The following is a 16,157-nucleotide window of genomic DNA, read 5'->3' as shown; positions in this document are numbered from 1 at the left end:
CATCAGCCCCGTCCCTCCAGTCGATCCAGAACGGCGAGCAACCGGTCGGCCCGCTCCGTCACCGCCGCCCGGGCCCGCGCGGCGTCGGCGTGGACGGTGGCCATCGGCAACGGCACCACGCTCGTCGAACGCGCCGCCGCCGCCACCACCTCGTGATGGGCCCGGGCACAGCGTTCCAATTCCTCCCGGTCGGAGAGCCGCTCGCGCAGTGCCCCCTCGGTGAACGCCTCCGCCGGAACCTCCTGTACCACCAGTCCCAGCTCTCCCACCCGCAGGGTCCGCACGGGGGCGGCCGACAGCCCCGCCACATCGACCAGGTGGGGGAGGGGCAGGGGGCGACAGACGGCGAACGCGTGGAGCACGGTCCTCTCTTCCCGTTCGCTCCCCGGATCCCCGGGCGAGGGTGCCGGGGCGCTCCCACCGGGCACGCTGATCATCGCGTCCGTCCTTTCCCGGCATGGGACCCTGCCCGTGGGGCGGAGGACCCGGTGGAGGGGAGCGCGGCCTCCACCTCGGCGAGACGCTCGCGCAACACGCGATTCTCCTCGGCGAGTGCGTCCCCGGCAGCCCGGGCCGAGAGGGACGGATCGGCTTCCCACCAGTCGATCCCCGCCCGCTTCGCGGTGTCCACCGAGGAAACGAACAACCGCAGGCGGATGGTGAGCAACTCGATGTCGAGCAGGTCGATCCTGATGTCACCCGCGATCACGATGCCCTTGTCGAGCACACGTTCCAGGATGTCCGCGAGATTGGCCGTGCGCGGGGGGCCGGGCTCGGGGGGGTGATCGTACGGGTCGGCGGTCGCCGGCAGCGTGCTCACCGGCGCCCCCCGGCGAACTCCTCGTCCTCCTCATCCTCTTCCTGCTCGTCCTCCGGGTAATCCTCGTCCTCGTCCTCGTCGCGTTCCTCCTCGTTTCCGTCCTCCGGGTACTCGTCCTCGTCGCCGTTCTCGCCGTTCTCCTCGGAGACGACCTCGTCGTGGTCCCGGACGACCTCACCGTCGCGGATCTCGCCGCGCCATCCCTCCGGCTCCTCCTCCGCCACCAGTGTCACGTAGCGTTGGAAGTGCTTGAGGTCCAGCCGCAGGCGACGCCCCTGGGCGCGCCAGATGTTGCCGGTCTTTTCGAAAAAACCGGCGGGTTGGTACTCGACCACCACGACCACCCGGGTCAGGGAGGGCGCGAGCTCATGGAAGCTCACCACACCGCGAGTGGTTCCCTTGGCCCCTTCCGTGGTCCATTTGATCCGCTCGTCGGGGATCTGCTCCTGAACCGTGGCCTTCCAGCTGCGGTTGGAGAAGGCGATCTTGAGTTTCCAGTCACTGGTCACCTCGTCGGAGGGATCGACCGACTGGACGCCTTTGGTGAAGTCACCGAAATTCCGGTACATCGTCCAATGGTTGTAACAGGTGCGCAACGGAATGCCGATGTCGAGCACCTCCACGATGTTGATCACCTTGGGGTTTCCGCTCCCGCCGCCACCACCTCCGAAGAGTTTCTTCGCTCCGCCGCGAACGCTCTCCCCGATCTTTTCCTTCCCGGCTCCCGCGATCGCTTTCCCCGGTGAATCGCCGCTCAGCATTTTCGCGCCTGCCTTCGGCAGCATCCCGGCGATCCCGTCCGCCTCCCCGGCGCGTTCCGCGAGGTCGGTGACTTTGTCGATGGCATTCTCCACAAGGAATCGTGCGGCGGTGGTCGCGAGCTCACCCAATTCCCCGCGCAGCTGGTTCAGGCTCGTGCCCAGATCCGAGATGTCGGGAGTCCGATCCGTGTTCGCCATGATCCCTTACCTCCGGCCCCGGGAGCCAGTTGTCGACCGTCGAGTGCTTTTCTTGGCGCTGCTTTTCTTGGTCGCGGTCTTTTTTGTCGATGCCTTCTTGGCGCTGCTCTTCTTGGCCGGTGCCTTCTTGGCGGCGGCCTTCTTCGCCGGGCGCTTGCGGGCCCCACCGGACCGTTTTTCCTCCTTGTCCTCGGAACCGCCGGAGGGCTCACCGTCCTCCTCGTCCTCCCGGTCCGCCCTCTTCCGACGTCCTCCGGTGCGACGTTGCGACGGGGCTCGGGTTTCCTCTTCCTGCGGCTCCTCTTCCTCCGGTTCTTCCTCCTGCGGCTCCTCTTCCTCCGGTTCTTCCTCCTGCGGCTCCTCTTCCTCCGGTTCTTCCTCCTGCGGCTCCTCTTCCTCCGGTTCCTCTTCCTGCGGCTCCTCCTCTTCCTCCGACTCCTCCTCCGACTCCTCCTCGGGAGGTTCGCCGTCGGTGGCGGCTTTCAGCGCCTCCTTGCGTTCCTGAAGGGACTCGGTCAGGGCGGTCAGTTGCCGGTTCACGGTGGCGATGGCGGCCGCCCGTCCCGCCTCCATCAGGTCTCCGCCCACCCGGTCGCTCAGGTCGGCGAACTGAGGGGTCTCCCGCAGTTTGCGGATCCCCTCCGTGGCCAGGTCCTTGGGGTTCAGTCCGAAACGGCGGCCCGCGACATAGGTGGCTACGGCGAAGGCGAACCGAGCTTTCCTCGTCCGGCCCAGTAGATAACCGGCCGCCAGGCCGGCAACCAATGCCTTCTTGGTCGTCTCGTCCATGATGTTCACTCCGATTTTTCCGATGGGGGCGAAACGGGAAGAAGTAGACGGCCTCGCCGGCGGCGCTCCAGTTCGTCCAACAGGCGTTCCTCCTCCGCTTCGAAAGAGCGGTGGTCGATTTCGCCCTCGTCCAGGGCGCGGTTCAGTTCCGCCAGCCGGGCGAGCACCGGCGTGGGGTCATGGATCTCCCGCTCCGCGGTGTGGATGAGGTGCTCGGCGATCCAGGCCGGGCCCCGTACCGGGGCCAGGGGGAGCAGGAGGAGTTCGCGCAGCAGGCCCATTCACGCCACCCCCGCCGTCCGGCCCCGGGTCCCGGTCGCCGCCGGTGCCTCCGGAACGAAGCTGAAGCAGGGCAGCGGCCCGGTCACCCGTAGTTCCGCGTACGGGGCGGCCCGGGCGGCGCACCGCTCGGTCTCCTCCAGGAAGCGGGCGACGCCCGCCCGTTCCACGAGGAAGGAGAAGTTCGCCGAGCAACCGGCCACCGGCGGGCCCGGGACGCCCGCCACCGTTCGTGACTCCAATCGGCGCAGGGTTTCCCGGGCCGCTTCCGCCGTCCGTCGGCCGAGGGCGTCGGCGATTCGTTCGCCCAGTCGCAACCGGGTCTCGTAGCCGGGGCGACGCCGGGTCTCCCGGTACAGGCGGCCCAGGCCGGGGTCGGAGCGGACGAGGTCGGGTACGGACTCCTCCCGGGGGAGCACCTTGAGGTTCATCTCCACCCGGCCCTCCACCCGGTCGAGTGCCGCGGGATAACGGCCCAGCTCGCGGGAGAGGAGGGCGCGAACCGTTCCCTCGTCCGGGGCCACCGTGCCGAAGCGCATCGGCAGTACGGGCCCCCCGGAGGCCAGGGAGAGCAGGAGGTCGTGGTGGGCCGTCAGATCTCGGCGGCGGGCACGCGGTTCCTCATGGGTCCGACTGACCACGGCCGCCAGCGGACCCTCCGGCAACAGTGTCGGGGGACCGGCGGGGGAGCCGACCCCCACCGCGCTGTCGGGAAGGGGGTGGTCGGCGCGGACCACGCCGTGGACGTGCAGGAAGCGGGACTCCTCGGAAGGTGGGGGCACGACTCAGTCCTCCCGGTCGCGTGACCGGGGGGAGCCACGACGGGAACGGGTTCTCGCGGCGCTCCCGGCAGCCTCCCGGGGCTCACGGGTTTCTCCGTCGTCACCGTCGTCCCTGTCGTCACCGTCGTCGCCGGTGAGGGCGGAGCGCACCTTCTCACCGGCGGAGCGCACGGCCTTCTTCGCCCCCTTCTTCCCGGCGGCCCGCATCGCGCCGCCGCCTCCGCCCCCGAAGAGTTCGGGAACGGTGCGGCTGCGGTCATCGAACTCCAGGTCCAGGCGGTTGCACGCCTCGGCGAAGCGCAGGTAGGTGTCGACGCTCGCGATGACCACGCGTATGTCCACCTTCAGGATCTCGATGCCGACCAACGAGACCCGCAGGAAGACGTCGATCACCATCCCCCGGTCGAGGATGATCTCGATGACGTCGTAGAGAGTGCCGGCCCGCGGTACGCAGGCGATGTCGTCGCTGTAGGTCGTGGTGGTGCTCATGGGGGTTCCCCTCTGCGGTGGAGTCCCGGACGGAGTTCTCCGAGGTGCTCAGTCGTCGGTGGATCCGCGCCGGTACCGACGGACCCGGCGGTACTGCAGGAGCCGTCCGTCACCGTCGAGTTCCACCTCGTAGGTGGCGAGCAGACTGGTGGTGTCGGGAATGCGGGGCACCTCCACCACGTCGACGCACACCCGCCAACCGTTCTCCTCCCGGCACACGGCCGAGACCCCTTCCACCCGATGGCCGGTCAGTCCCGCCAACCGTCGACCGGCTCTGCGGGCGGCACCGACCGCGCCCCTGATGGGGGAGGGGCGGGCGTGACGTTCACGTTGGTCTCCCATGGGAATCAGTGTGTTTTCGGTCCGGCCGGTGACGCCCGAGATGTTGAGCCGTTCGGGCAAGCGGGCCGCGTTCCCGGCCGGGAACGCCGAGGGCCCGTTCCCGGCGTCGGGAACGGGCCCTCGATGGTGGTGTTCAGCCCCGCTCGGGGGTGGGCTCGGGGGTCTCCTCGCCCTCCCGACGCAGCGGCGGCCGATCCGGGACGGCCGGGTCCGGGCCCAGGAGGACGGCCCGCAGCACCCGGGGCGCGAACAGCGCCCGGGGCGGTGCCACCAGACCCAGCACCGCCCGGAAGGCGGCTCCCACCAGTGGGTCACCGCCGGCCCGCCGCTGTACGCGTGCCATGTACAGGGTGAGGGGCCGTTCCACGGCCCGGGTGCCCGCCGCGTTGCCGGTGGCGCCCGGCATGTTCTTGTCCGCCCCGGCCGAGATGGCCCACGCCTGACGGGAGGAGCGCAGCAGCGCCCGGTGAACGCGACGGGAGGCCTCCGCCCCGTCCCGGCGGCCCAACTCCTCACGCAGGGCCAGGGCATTGAGAACGGCCACCGTCATGCCCTGCCCGTAGACGGGGTTGAAGGCGCACAGGGAGTCCCCCGTCGCGACGAAGCCCGCCGGTCGTCGTCCCGGACGGTCGTACCGACGCCGGATGTTGGCGGTGTCGCGGAAACCGTGCGCCTCGGAGACCGGTTCGGCCCGGCTCAACCACTCCCGCACCAACGGGTGGGGCAGTCGTGCGGCGAAGGCGGTGAACCCCTCGTCGTCGGTGGGGGGTTCACAACCGCGCAACCCGGAGAGGGTCACCAGGTGGAGCCCGCTCTCCACCGGCAGCACCACAGCCCCGTACACCTGCCCGGGGTCCGGGACCACGTACTGGCCCGCGTACCGCGCCGCTCCCGCGCCCTCCTCGGGGTCCGGCCCCGCGCGGTACAACCGGCTGGTGTAGGCCAGGCCCGTATCCAGCCGTTCCTCGGGGGCCGGGTCCGCGCCCAACTCCGTCAACCAGTGCGGAGCCCGGCTCCCCCGACCCGAGGCGTCCACCACCAGGTCGGCGGGGACCTCCCTCCGGCCACCACCCCCTTCGGAGCCCCGCTCGCGGACCACCACACCCGTGACCCGCTCCGCGTCCCCCGTCAGGCCGACGGCCTCGGTCCCCTCCACCGTCTCCACCCGCCCGCCGGCGAGCACCCGACGCCGTACCACCGATTCCAGCAGCGGCCGGGACGGGGTGAGGAGGTGGGCGGTGGCCGCGGTGCGCCGGTACCAGCCGTCGGACTGCCACTGCAACACGTCCTCCGGCATGCCGACCCTCGGTGCTCCCCGGTCCAACAGCTCCCCGACCGCCCCGGGCAGCAACCGCTCCAGAGCCCGCTGTCCGCCCTCCAGCAGGACGTGGGTGTGCCGCCCCTGAGGAACACCCGCTCGGTGAACGGGGGCCTTCGGCAGTCGGTCGCGTTCCACGAGCGTCACCCGGGCACCCCGGTCGGCGATGGCCCGGGCGGCCGTCAACCCCGCCACCCCGCTTCCGATCACCACGGCACGACGCGGCGTGCCGGTCCCTCCTCCGACTTCCCTCATCCGAACTCCCCGTCCTCGTGTGCCCCGTCGCCGATCATCACGGTGCGCAGTATCGCGCTTGCACCGGGTGTCGGAAACGTGGCACCGCCCCGACACCACGCCGTTGACGGAGCGGTGCCGGAGTGGTGTGGAGCGGTGTCGGCGGTTTCCGGGGGCCCGCTCAGGGCGTCGTGCGGGACGGGGCGCCGTACCGGCGGGCCAGCGTCCGGAGCAGCGGCGATCGGCCGTGGTTGGGGACACTCCACAGGGTCTGGCCGCGTACACCCCAGCGCTCCAACAACGCGTTCGCCGCCTGGAAACCGGTGGTGGCGGCTCGTTCCATCAAAGCGACCGGCAGGTCCGTGCGCACCCCGTCCCCCGCCACCACCACCCGGGGATCGTCGGTCCGCACGGTGGGCCGATCCACCCATCCCCCCACCGGGAACAGGGGACAGTCGGCGCGCCACTCGTGCCGCTCGTCCACCGTCCGGATGTCCCGCGTCTCGGGGTACACCCGGTGCAACTGTTCGAGTACCCGACGCTGTTCCTTCACCCGGTCCGCACCCGGATCCAGTGAGTAGGCGTGCAACTCCACCACCGAGCCGCCGGTGCGCGCCGCCCAGCGGGCGGCCTCGCCCTCCCAACGCTCCAGCACGCTGACGTTGTCCAGCGTGCCGAAGCCGCCGGTGCCCAGGAAGCCGGGACGGTCCGCGTCCACCGGCCGCTCGAGCCACAGCCGTGAGACGAGGAACGGCGGAGCGGTGCGCAGCCGCCCGATTCGCTCACGCCACTTCGGGTCACCCAGCCGGGGGGAGGCGGTGACCAGCTTCCGCAGCCCCCCCGGGTCGGTGGCCAACACCACGGCGTCGTACGGCCGGTCGCGGCCGTCCGCCGTGACCACCACCCCCGCCGCCCCGTCACTTCCGCCGCTCCGGGGGGCGAGCGGTTCGATCGTCTCCACCACGCTGTTCGTGCGCACCTCGGCCCCGTGACCGGCCAGGTAGGAGACCAACGGGTCCCACAGCGCCTGCGGATAGGGCTCGTCGGGCACGTCGAACAACAGGCCCTCGGCCGAACCGAGGAAGTAGATGTGGAACATCACCACCAGTTCGGCCGCCGACAGCTCCCGCGGGTCGGCGAAGAAGCTGCGGGAGAACACCTCGAAGGCCAGGTGGTGCGCGGCCTCGGGGAAGTTGACGCGTTCCAGGAACTCCCGGGCGTTCATCCCGTCCAGCCGGTGGTACACCTCCGGCACCCGCACGTCCAACAGCGGCAGCGCGGCGGTCGGTCGCATCTCCAGCAGATCGCCCCAGCCGAAGGTGGGGCTGAGCGCGACGAACCCCAGCGCGCTCCACGGCGGGGTTCGCGGCACCCGGGAGAAGCCGTCGCGGGCACCGGACTCGTGCCACAGCGGATAATCCGGAAGGGGGGTCAGGCCCCGCAGCGCGGGGTCGGTTCGACGCAGCAATCCGCGCAGGTTGTAGTACTGGCGAAAGAAGGCGTGGAAGCCCCGGCTCATCGTCACCCGTGAACCGTCGGCCAGCGTGGTGGGCCAGCCCGCCAACCGGCCGCCCGCCTGTTCCTCCCGTTCGTGCACGACCACCCGCACACCGCGCTCGGCCAGCGCGGTGGCCGCCGCCAATCCGGCGATGCCCCCGCCGACCACCGCCACCGAGGGACGGGCGTCCCCCTGCGGCCGGGGCCGCCCCGGCCGCGCCGGGCTCACCTCCGCCCGGCGGTCCCGCCCGTGCCGGAACCCGTTCGGCCCCCGCCGGTCGTTTCCTCCCGTGATCCGGCGCCCCTCGGGGCCGTTCCCACCGTTCACACCGCTCCCCACGTCATGACCACCGTTCTCCCCGATCCACGCCGCGCCGGCCACGGCGTCGTGTCCCTCACCGCCGGTCCGCCGGGGGGCACGGCACGCGCCCCACCACGGTGTGCACGATGTTCGTCTGCCACCCCGACAGCGGCAGAACCCGCACCGACTCGAAGCCGGTCGCCGTCATCCGCGCGGCGAAGGCGGGGGCGGTGTCGAACTCCAGCACGCTGCGGCGCAGGTGCCGGTACAACTCCCGGTCTCCGGCCAGGCGACCGACGGGCTCGATGATCGCCGAGCACACGGCCGACCACACCGCCCGATCCACCGGCCGCCCCCGGAGGGTGTACTCGTGCACGGCCAGCCGACCGGCGGGCACCAACATCTTGTGCACGTCGGCCAGGACCGCGTCCGGATCGGTGAGGTTGCGGAACAGGTAGGCGGCGAACACGGCGTGGAAGGGCCCTTCCACCGCCGCCGTCAACTCCTCGGCGGGGGCGTGGACGAACCGCACCCCCGGCGGCCACGACTTGGCCGCAGCCCGCTCCAGCATGCCCGCGGAGGCGTCCACCGCGATGATCTCCGCCCGGGGCGCCGCCGCCAGCAACGCGGTGGTCGAGGCACCCGTCCCGCACCCCAGGTCCAGCAGTCGCATCCCGCGTCCCCCGTCGGGCAGGCGCAGCCGCCGCGCGGAGCGCCGCAGGTGACCGTGGTAGCCGGGGTTCACCGCCGTCAGTCGATCGTAGGAGGAGGCGGCCTCGTCGAAGGCCGCGAACAGCGCGTTGTCGCGCAGCAGGGTCATGGTTCCCCTTTCACAACTGGCGGTGGTCCGGGTCGGGGCCGACGGCGCACCCACGGCAACTCCAGCGCCGTGCGCGTCATCGGCCACATGGGTGTGTGGCGTCCGATCGTCAGGTCCTCGGTCGGCCGGGTCTCCCCCTGCAGGAACCGCAACAGGCGGGCCATCGGTACCCCGGAGAACAGGCCGGTGAAGAAGTCGTCCCCCCGGACCCGCCCCCGATCCAGGGCGCGCAGCATGACGGCGTCCATCGCCAGCGAACGGCCCCGGTGGGCGGGGGGAGGGAGCGGGGCCCGACCGTCCGCCAGGGCCCGGGCCACCCCGGCGGCCTGGCGCTGGGTGGCGGCGAACGCGTAGCCGGTGGAGGGCCGCACGGCACCCCCGGCGGTGCCGATCCGGAACACCGACCGTCCCGCCCGGCGGGGGAACCGGGCGTCCGTCATCGGAATCACGCCTTCCTCCGTCCCGGTCACCGTCAACCTTCCCGCCTTCAGGACACGTTCCGTGTAGTCCCGCAGGGCGCGCTCGTACCCCGCGCGGTTCAGCACGGTGGGGGAGAACTCGGTGTACTCCACCAGCGCCTCCCGCTCGCCCAGCGGCAGGACGTATCCGAAGGACAGCCCCCGGGCGGGCTGCGGGGTGCGGAAGTCCATCAGGTCGGCGACGGACGGGTCGAAGACCGGCCCTTCGGTGCGCACGAACCAGCCCCGGAAGTGCTGCCACCACAAGGTGCGGGCCGGGCCCATCGAGCGCGGCGGACGCGAGTCCAGCACCCAGCGACCCCGCACGGTCACCGGTCGGCCGGCCGCGTCCCGGCCGCGGGCCTCCGCGCCGGTCGGCCCGTCCACCACCGACTCCACCGTCACCTCGACGCACCGGATCCCGGACTCCGCCATCCGGGCCCGAACCCGGGTCCCGAAATCGCCCGAGCGAAGCATCTTGTAGCGCAGGTCGGGGGGTTCGTCGACGATCTTTCGACCCGACGGGGCCCGTACCCGCAACCGCCGCCAGGACGCGGTCAGCAGGTCGTCCCACTCCCCGCCCGGCGCCTCCCAGAAGCACCAGGTCCGCTCGGCCGGGCGCAGCGGGCCGGGCGGGGCGTCCAGCAGCACCACCTCCAGCCCGGCCCCGGCCGCCCCGCACAGGTGGTGGGCCAGGGACAGGCCGGCCGCCCCCGCGCCGACGATGACGACATCCGCGTCCCGCACCCCATGTCCCTTCTCCCGCTGACCCCCACCCTTCCGCACCGGGACGGTTTCCGGATGCAAGGTCGCGGTCGTGTCCCCGATCGGTTTTCGTCCGCGGCCGAGCCCGGTGAACCGGCCGCCCGGGCGGATCCGCTCCGGATAATTCGTTTGAGGGGGAACGGCGGAGGTGGTGATACTCCGGCCATGCCTACGGGAAGCCGTGCCGACACCATGGACCACATCACCGCCTCGCTGGACCGCCTCCACCGGGAACGGGACTTCTCCGGGACCGTGTTGATCACCCGTGGGGGAGAGACCGTGCTGGAGACGCACCGTGGGGTGGCGGACCGGGCGTCGGGCGTACCGATCGGCCCCCGCACCCGCTTCGGCCTCGCCTCGGTGACCAAGGCGTTCACCGCCGTGGCGGTGCTCTCGCTGCTCCCCGACCACCTGAGGACCCTCGACATCCCCCTGGAGAGGCTGCTGCCCGCACACCTCCGCCCGGTGGATCTGCACCCGGAGGTGACGGTCCGACACCTGCTCACCCACACCTCGGGCGTCGCCGACTACTTCGACGAGGAGACGGCCACGGAGGATTGGGTCGCGGAGTTCGCCGCGCTGTGGAGCGACCGCCCCGTGTACCGCATGACGCGCCCGGCGGACTTCCTGCCCCTCTTCGCGGGGCTGCCGCCGCACGACCCACCGGGACGGCGGTACCACTACTGCAACGCCGGTTACATCCTGCTGGGTCTCGTCCTGGAACAGCTCACCGGCACCGACTACCGACGGGCCGTCACCGAGCGGGTCTTCGTACCGGCCGGGATGCGGGACGCCGGCTTCCCCGCCGCCGACGAGATCCTCCCCGATCTCGCCACCGGTCATCTGCGGCCCCGGGGGCCGGGCGAGTCCTGGCGCAGCAACGTCTTCGCGATCCCCGCCGTGGGCGGCCCGGACGGCGGGGCGTTCGCGACCGCGGCCGACCTCGACCGCTTCCTCACCGCGTACGCCGAGGGCCGCCTGCTCGCCCCGGACCGCCTGGCCGAGGCGCTGCGACCCGCCGCGCGCATCGACGGGGACTCCGCCATGGGTCACGGGGTGTATCTGGTGGGGGAGGGCCCCACCCGTTCGTTCGGCGCGGTCGGCGCCGACCCGGGAGTGGAGGCGATCATCCGGCGGTACCCCGATCCGGGAATCAACACGGTGATCCTGGCCAACGTCAACGACTCCGTGTGGGAGATCGACGCCCTCGTGCGCGAGGCGGTGTCGGCCGGAACGGTGTGATCGCCCGGGCGCGTCCGGACGAACGGATCGCCCTCGAACCCGTCCGCCCCGCCCGGGGCCTCCCCGGGCCCCGCATCCTCCCGAACCGGGGACGGCCCGCCGGTGATCCCGGAAGGTGTACGGTTCCCGTCGCCACATCCCTCGGCCCCACCGTCGTGCTTCCGACCGTGGCCATCACCACACACGCCCCGGCGGGGCGCGATGCGGGTGAAACCCGGGTTCGGGAGTATGGTTCATCAGTTGTCATACAGCAACTGATCGGCCGCGGGTGCGGCACGGGAGGGCGGGATCCGGTGCTTTCCGAGCGACAGGGAGCCGCGACGTTCCCCTCGGCCGCCGGGCGGGGGGCGAGCGCGCCCCCCGGCCCCCCGGACTCCCCGGCCGACACCCTCGGACTTCCCGCCGCGCGCTCCGGCTCCCCCGAGCGGGACGAACCCGCCGTGCTGCTCATCGAGGACGACCCCGGCGACGCGCTCCTGGTGGAGGAACTGGTCGCCGACACCACCCCCGGCCTGGACCTGACCTGGGTGCGTTCCCTCGCCGAGGCCCGCGCCGAGCTGGCCCGGGGACTGCCCGAGTGCGTCCTGCTCGATCTCCACCTCCCCGACGCACAGGGGCTCGAGGCGCTCGCCATGGTGCAGGAGATCGCCGGCGGTGTCGCCGTGGTCGTGCTGACCGGCGTCGCCGAGGAACGGACCGGTCTCGCGGCGGTCGCCGCCGGGGCCCAGGACTACCTCGTCAAGGGGCGGGTGGAGCCGGAACTGCTGGGCCGCGCCGTCCGCTACGCCATCCAGCGCAAGCAGACCGAACAGGCCGCCGCCGCGCTCCAGGCCGGACGGCTGCGCGCCGAGGAGAACGCCCGCCTGGAACGCGGCCTCTTGCCGACCCCTCTGCTGAGGGAACCGCGCGAGGTCGACGTGGTGGCCCGCTACCGCCCCGGCCGGGCCCAGGCCCTCCTCGGCGGTGACTTCTACGACGTCGTGCAGACCCCCGACGGAACCGTTCACGTCCTCATCGGCGACGTATCCGGCCATGGCCCCGACGAGGCCGCCCTGGGCGTGGGACTCCGCATCGCCTGGCGCACCCTCGTGGTCACCGGTGTCACCGGTTCCCGGCAGTTGCGCAAGCTCGAGGAGATCCTGATCGCCGAACGCATGGGTGAACAGATCTTCGCCACTCTCACCGGCGTCGCCCTGGCCCCCGACCGCCGCAGCGCCCGGGTGGTCCGCGCCGGCCACCCCGGCCTGCTGGTCCACCACGCCGGGCGGGTCGAGTGGATGGAGGCGCCCGGCGGCCCGGCGCTCGGCCTGCTGCCCGCCGGCCTGGCCGCCTGGACGATCCACGACATGGAACTGCCGGCCGGAGGCGGACTGGTGCTCTTCACCGACGGGTTGTTCGAGGGACGCATCGGGCCCGGTGGTGAGCGGCTGGGGGAGGAGGGGCTGCTGGAGGTGGCCCGCCGCGCCGCCCACCTGGAGCCCGAGGCATTCGTGGACACGCTGATCGGCCGGGCCGAATCCCTGGCCGAGGAACACGGCGGACTGGCGGACGACGTGGCGGTGGTCCACGTGCGATGGAACGGGAAGGCGACCGCGACCCCATGACGACGACGGCGAAGAGCACGGACCCGGCGACCGCCCCATCCCGGTGGGGACGCCGTCGCTCGGGGGTGACCGTTCGTGGCTGGTTCCACCTGGTCCTGATCACGATGGGCATCCTCGTGGCGGTGGGATCCCTCGTCGGCGCCCACCTCCTCAACCGCACCACCGAGGTCTTCCACCACCTCTCGGACTCCATCCAGCCCGCCCGGGCGGAGGCATATCGCCTGGAGACCGCCCTGGTCAACCAGGAGACCGGTGCCCGTGGCTACGCGATCACCGCGGATCCCCGGTTCCTCGAGCCCTACACCCTGGGACTGCGGGAGGAGAACGAGGCCGTCGAACGTCTGCGGGAGCTGTTGGAGGGCCACGACTCGCTGCTCGGGGACGTGCGGGAGATCGAGGAGGCCGCCGCGCAGTGGCGCGTGGAACACGCCGAGCCCCTGATCGACGGGGTGGTCGAGGGCGCTCCCCGGGCACTCGATCCCGCCGTCACCGAGGAGGGCAGGGTCGCCTTCGACCGGGTGCGGACCCTCACCGAGGAACAGGGCGACCACCTGACCGCGGCCCGGGACGCCACCCGCGAGGAGCTGGGGAGCCTGCGCACCCTCCGCGACGCGGTCCTGCTGACCATGGTCATCGCCTTCTTCGCCACCGGCGCGGCCATGACGATCCTGTTGCGCGCCCTGGTGATCCGCCCGCTCACCCACCTCGCGGCCGAGTCCCGCAGGGTCGCCCGCGGTGAGTTCGATCGACACATCCCCGCCGAGGGTCCCGCCGACCTGCGCTCCATGGCCATGGACGTCGAGGGCATGCGCCGCCGCATCGTCTCCGAACTCGCCGCCTCCCGCGAGCAGCGCGAACGCCTCGAACGCCAGACCGCCGACCTCGACGCCCGGGCCGTGGAACTGCGGCGCTCCAACGCCGAACTCGAGCAGTTCGCCTACGTCGCCTCGCACGACCTGCAGGAGCCGCTGCGCAAGGTCGCCTCCTTCTGCCAACTGCTGGAGAAGCGTTACGGCGACAAACTCGACGACCGCGGGGCCCAGTACATCGCCTTCGCCGTCGATGGTGCCAAACGGATGCAGGTCCTCATCAACGACCTGTTGACCTTCTCCCGGGTCGGCCGCGTCAACGAGTCCCGCGCGGTCGTCGAACTCGACCGCACCCTGGACAAGGCGCTGGCCAACCTCTCCGGGGTCATCGAGGAGAGCGGGGCGCGGATCGAACGCCCCGACCGGCTGCCGGCCCTGGAGGGTGATCCGACCCTGTTGGTGATGCTGTGGCAGAATCTCATCGGCAACGCCGTCAAGTTCCGTGACCCCGACCACCCACCGGAGATTCGCGTCACCTGCGACATCGCCGGGGACGCCGGCTCCCTGACGGTGGGGGTGGCCGACAACGGGATCGGTATTCCGGAGAAGTTCGCCGAGAAGGTGTTCGTCATCTTCCAACGCCTGCACAGCCGGGACTCCTACTCCGGGACCGGCATCGGGCTCGCCCTGTGCAAGAAGATCGTCGAGTACCACGGCGGAAGGATCCGGATCGACACCGGGTACACCGAAGGCGCCCGATTCCTCTTCACCCTGCCCCTCCCCGAGGAGGCCGGAGAAGCTCCCGCCACCCCGGCGTCCGTCGCCGCTCCGACGCAGGCCACCCCCCTCGCCCCGGAAGGGACCGCTCCGTGACATCCAGCGCCGAACCCAGCGCCGAACCCATCGATGTTCTCCTGGTGGAGGACGACCCGGGCGACGAGCTCATGACCCGTGAGGCCTTCGAGGACAACAAGATCGGCAACACCCTCCACGTGGTCCGGGACGGTGAGGAGGCGCTCGACTTCCTCTACCGGCGCGGCGCTCACCCGGACGCCCCGCGACCGGATCTGATCCTGCTGGACCTCAATCTGCCCAAGTACGACGGGCGCCAGGTACTCCAGCAGATCAAGTCCGACGCGGAGCTGGCCCATATCCCCGTGGTGGTGCTGACCACATCCGCCGCGGAGGAGGACATCCTGCGCAGCTACAAGCTGCACGCCAACGCCTACGTCACCAAGCCCGTGGACCTCGACCAGTTCATCGCCGCGGTCCGACAGATCGACGACTTCTTCGTCCAGGTCGTCCGGCTGCCCGGCCGCCGCTGACCGGTCGCCCCTCACCGGTGAGGGGGCCATCCGGGTGTCCGTTCGGGGGCGGACACATGCCCGCCGGCGCCCCGGGGCACCTGCTCACCATGTCGGACGTGTTCCTCACCGCGGTCGGCGCCCTCGCGGTGCTGGTGGCGGTCCTCTCCGCCCGCCTCCAGCGGGTCCCGCTCAGCGCGCCGCTGCTCGCCCTGGTGATGGGGGTGCTGCTCGGGCCGCAGGTCACCGGGCTCCTCGCTCCTCCCACGGTCGTGGAGGCCCGTGATGAGGTGTACGAGGCGTCCGAAGTCCTGCTCGCGGTCTCCGTGATGGCGGTGGCACTGCGATACCCCATCCGGGAGGTGCGCGCCCGGGCCCGCTCGGTGACCCTGCTCGTCCTCGTCGCCATGGTGGGGATGGCGGCGACCACCACCGCGGTGGCCGCGGCCGTGCCCGCCATCGGCCTGACGGCCGCCCTGCTGCTCGGTGCCGCGCTGTGTCCCACCGACCCGGTCCTCGCGTCGGGCGTCGCCACCGGTGGCTTCGCCGGGAGCCGTCTTCCCGCGCGCACCCGGCAACTGCTCTCCCTCGAGTCCGGGGCGAACGACGGTCTGGCGCTGCCCCTGGTCCTCGCCGCGGTGGCCGTCGCCGGTCCGCTGACCGGTCCCGCGGCGGCGGCGGAGGCCCTGTGGCAGGTGCTCGGTGGCATCGTGCTCGGGGGCCTCCTCGGTACCGCGGCGGGCCGGCTGCTGCGGGGCGCCGAACGCCGGCGGGAGATCGAGTCCGGCCCCGCACTCGTCTACACCCTCCTGCTGACCCTGCTCATCCTCGGTGTCTCCGGCCTGCTCGACCTGGGCGGCGTGCTCGCCGTCTTCGTCGCCGGGCTGGCCTTCAACGCGGCCGGCCCCGCGGCCGAACGCGCAGAGGAGGCCAAGATCGACGAAACGGTCAACACCTTCCTCGTCCTGCCGCTGTTCGTGCTGCTCGGCGCGATGCTTCCCTGGGAGGAGTGGGCCGACCTGGGGTGGGGGAGCGGTCTGATGCTGGTCGTTGGGGTGCTGCTGCTGCGCCGCCTGCCGATCCTCCTCCTGCTCGCCCGGCCGCTCGGCCTGCGCCCGCGTGACGCCGTCTTCCTCGGCTGGTTCGGTCCCATGGGCGTCTCCGCCCTGTTCTACCTGTGCGCCGAGGCGCAGCGGCTCGGCAACGCCCCCGAAGTGCTGGCAGTCGGAACCCTGGTGGTGGCGGCCAGCACCGTGGTCCACGGCGTCACCACGGCACCCGGCGTCCTGCTGTACCGACGTGCCGCCCTCCGTTCGCCGGACCCCACCCCGTGACGGCCGTGCCC

17 protein-coding genes are annotated in these 16,157 nt (G+C 71.9%); 5 read left to right on the top strand and 12 right to left on the bottom strand.

From position 1 onward, the window contains the following. Positions 1-2: 2 nt before the first annotated feature. From FNQ90_RS01915 to FNQ90_RS01860, 12 genes are all read right to left on the bottom strand, one after another. Positions 3-362: a GvpL/GvpF family gas vesicle protein gene (locus FNQ90_RS01915; protein WP_323379731.1), complete on the bottom strand. Its 360-nt coding sequence runs from the start codon at positions 360-362 to the stop codon at positions 3-5. A 71-nt stretch (positions 363-433) separates the two neighbouring features. Beyond that, positions 434-811: a gas vesicle protein gene (locus FNQ90_RS01910; protein ID WP_182604646.1), complete on the bottom strand. Its 378-nt coding sequence runs from the start codon at positions 809-811 to the stop codon at positions 434-436. Between the two features lie 5 nt (positions 812-816). Beyond that, positions 817-1,779 carry an SRPBCC family protein gene (locus FNQ90_RS01905; RefSeq protein WP_182604641.1) on the bottom strand — a complete coding sequence of 321 codons (963 nt, stop codon included), beginning with the start codon at positions 1,777-1,779 and terminating at the stop codon, positions 817-819. A 6-nt stretch (positions 1,780-1,785) separates the two neighbouring features. Further along, the gene (locus FNQ90_RS01900) at positions 1,786-2,568 is read right to left on the bottom strand and encodes a histone protein (RefSeq protein WP_182604640.1); all 783 of its coding nucleotides are present in this window, start codon (positions 2,566-2,568) and stop codon (positions 1,786-1,788) included. 5 nt (positions 2,569-2,573) lie between these two features. Next, positions 2,574-2,849 carry a gas vesicle protein GvpG gene (locus tag FNQ90_RS01895; RefSeq protein ID WP_143618474.1) on the bottom strand — a complete coding sequence of 92 codons (276 nt, stop codon included), beginning with the start codon at positions 2,847-2,849 and terminating at the stop codon, positions 2,574-2,576. Beyond that, positions 2,850-3,629, bottom strand: coding sequence for a GvpL/GvpF family gas vesicle protein (locus FNQ90_RS01890; RefSeq protein ID WP_182604639.1), 780 nt, complete (start codon positions 3,627-3,629; stop codon positions 2,850-2,852). Between the two features lie 3 nt (positions 3,630-3,632). Then, complete coding sequence (gvpJ, locus tag FNQ90_RS01885) at positions 3,633-4,118, bottom strand: gas vesicle protein GvpJ (RefSeq protein WP_182604638.1); 486 nt, start codon at positions 4,116-4,118, stop codon at positions 3,633-3,635. Positions 4,119-4,166: 48 nt separating this feature from the next. Continuing rightward, complete coding sequence (gvpO, locus tag FNQ90_RS01880) at positions 4,167-4,460, bottom strand: gas vesicle protein GvpO (protein WP_143618468.1); 294 nt, start codon at positions 4,458-4,460, stop codon at positions 4,167-4,169. Between the two features lie 133 nt (positions 4,461-4,593). Continuing rightward, positions 4,594-6,033: an FAD-dependent oxidoreductase gene (locus FNQ90_RS01875; protein WP_182604637.1), complete on the bottom strand. Its 1,440-nt coding sequence runs from the start codon at positions 6,031-6,033 to the stop codon at positions 4,594-4,596. Between the two features lie 160 nt (positions 6,034-6,193). After that, on the bottom strand, positions 6,194-7,738 hold the full coding sequence (locus tag FNQ90_RS01870) for an FAD-dependent oxidoreductase (protein ID WP_323379730.1): 1,545 nt from the start codon (positions 7,736-7,738) through the stop codon (positions 6,194-6,196). Positions 7,739-7,904: 166 nt separating this feature from the next. Then, on the bottom strand, positions 7,905-8,630 hold the full coding sequence (locus FNQ90_RS01865) for a class I SAM-dependent methyltransferase (protein WP_182604636.1): 726 nt from the start codon (positions 8,628-8,630) through the stop codon (positions 7,905-7,907). Further along, entirely contained in the window at positions 8,627-9,835 is a 1,209-nt protein-coding gene (locus FNQ90_RS01860) for a lycopene cyclase family protein (protein WP_182604635.1), read from the bottom strand. The genes FNQ90_RS01865 and FNQ90_RS01860 overlap by 4 nt, the downstream gene beginning before the upstream one ends. 183 nt (positions 9,836-10,018) lie before the next feature. On the opposite strand from FNQ90_RS01860, the gene FNQ90_RS01855 reads away from it, so the two are divergent. From FNQ90_RS01855 to FNQ90_RS01835, 5 genes are all read left to right on the top strand, one after another. Next, positions 10,019-11,095, top strand: a complete 1,077-nt coding sequence (locus tag FNQ90_RS01855) for a serine hydrolase domain-containing protein (RefSeq protein ID WP_182604634.1) — start codon at positions 10,019-10,021, stop codon at positions 11,093-11,095. Between the two features lie 440 nt (positions 11,096-11,535). Further along, positions 11,536-12,699: a PP2C family protein-serine/threonine phosphatase gene (locus FNQ90_RS01850; protein ID WP_323379732.1), complete on the top strand. Its 1,164-nt coding sequence runs from the start codon at positions 11,536-11,538 to the stop codon at positions 12,697-12,699. Further along, positions 12,696-14,381 carry a sensor histidine kinase gene (locus FNQ90_RS01845; protein ID WP_182604644.1) on the top strand — a complete coding sequence of 562 codons (1,686 nt, stop codon included), beginning with the start codon at positions 12,696-12,698 and terminating at the stop codon, positions 14,379-14,381. The genes FNQ90_RS01850 and FNQ90_RS01845 overlap by 4 nt, the downstream gene beginning before the upstream one ends. Then, positions 14,378-14,833 carry a response regulator gene (locus FNQ90_RS01840; protein ID WP_182604632.1) on the top strand — a complete coding sequence of 152 codons (456 nt, stop codon included), beginning with the start codon at positions 14,378-14,380 and terminating at the stop codon, positions 14,831-14,833. The genes FNQ90_RS01845 and FNQ90_RS01840 overlap by 4 nt, the downstream gene beginning before the upstream one ends. Positions 14,834-14,889: 56 nt before the next feature. Further along, entirely contained in the window at positions 14,890-16,146 is a 1,257-nt protein-coding gene (locus FNQ90_RS01835) for a cation:proton antiporter domain-containing protein (RefSeq protein ID WP_228470793.1), read from the top strand. Positions 16,147-16,157 lie beyond the last annotated feature (11 nt).

Source organism: Streptomyces alkaliphilus (genome assembly GCF_014141535.1).
GTDB lineage: Bacteria > Actinomycetota > Actinomycetes > Streptomycetales > Streptomycetaceae > Streptomyces > Streptomyces alkaliphilus.
Note: the sequence above shows the minus strand (reverse complement) of the source record. Positions and strands in the feature narration are given on the sequence as shown.

What these genes read in the sequence shown, in the direction of transcription:
- gvpJ (WP_182604638.1), bottom strand. Translation starts at nt 4,118, where the DNA reads ATGAGCACCACCACGACCTACAGCGACGACATCGCCTGCGTACCGCGG.
- FNQ90_RS01855 (WP_182604634.1), top strand. Translation starts at nt 10,019, where the DNA reads ATGCCTACGGGAAGCCGTGCCGACACCATGGACCACATCACCGCCTCG.
- FNQ90_RS01875 (WP_182604637.1), bottom strand. Translation starts at nt 6,033, where the DNA reads ATGAGGGAAGTCGGAGGAGGGACCGGCACGCCGCGTCGTGCCGTGGTG.
- FNQ90_RS01865 (WP_182604636.1), bottom strand. Translation starts at nt 8,630, where the DNA reads ATGACCCTGCTGCGCGACAACGCGCTGTTCGCGGCCTTCGACGAGGCC.
- gvpO (WP_143618468.1), bottom strand. Translation starts at nt 4,460, where the DNA reads ATGGGAGACCAACGTGAACGTCACGCCCGCCCCTCCCCCATCAGGGGC.
- FNQ90_RS01835 (WP_228470793.1), top strand. Translation starts at nt 14,890, where the DNA reads ATGCCCGCCGGCGCCCCGGGGCACCTGCTCACCATGTCGGACGTGTTC.
- FNQ90_RS01895 (WP_143618474.1), bottom strand. Translation starts at nt 2,849, where the DNA reads ATGGGCCTGCTGCGCGAACTCCTCCTGCTCCCCCTGGCCCCGGTACGG.
- FNQ90_RS01900 (WP_182604640.1), bottom strand. Translation starts at nt 2,568, where the DNA reads ATGGACGAGACGACCAAGAAGGCATTGGTTGCCGGCCTGGCGGCCGGT.
- FNQ90_RS01905 (WP_182604641.1), bottom strand. Translation starts at nt 1,779, where the DNA reads ATGGCGAACACGGATCGGACTCCCGACATCTCGGATCTGGGCACGAGC.
- FNQ90_RS01845 (WP_182604644.1), top strand. Translation starts at nt 12,696, where the DNA reads ATGACGACGACGGCGAAGAGCACGGACCCGGCGACCGCCCCATCCCGG.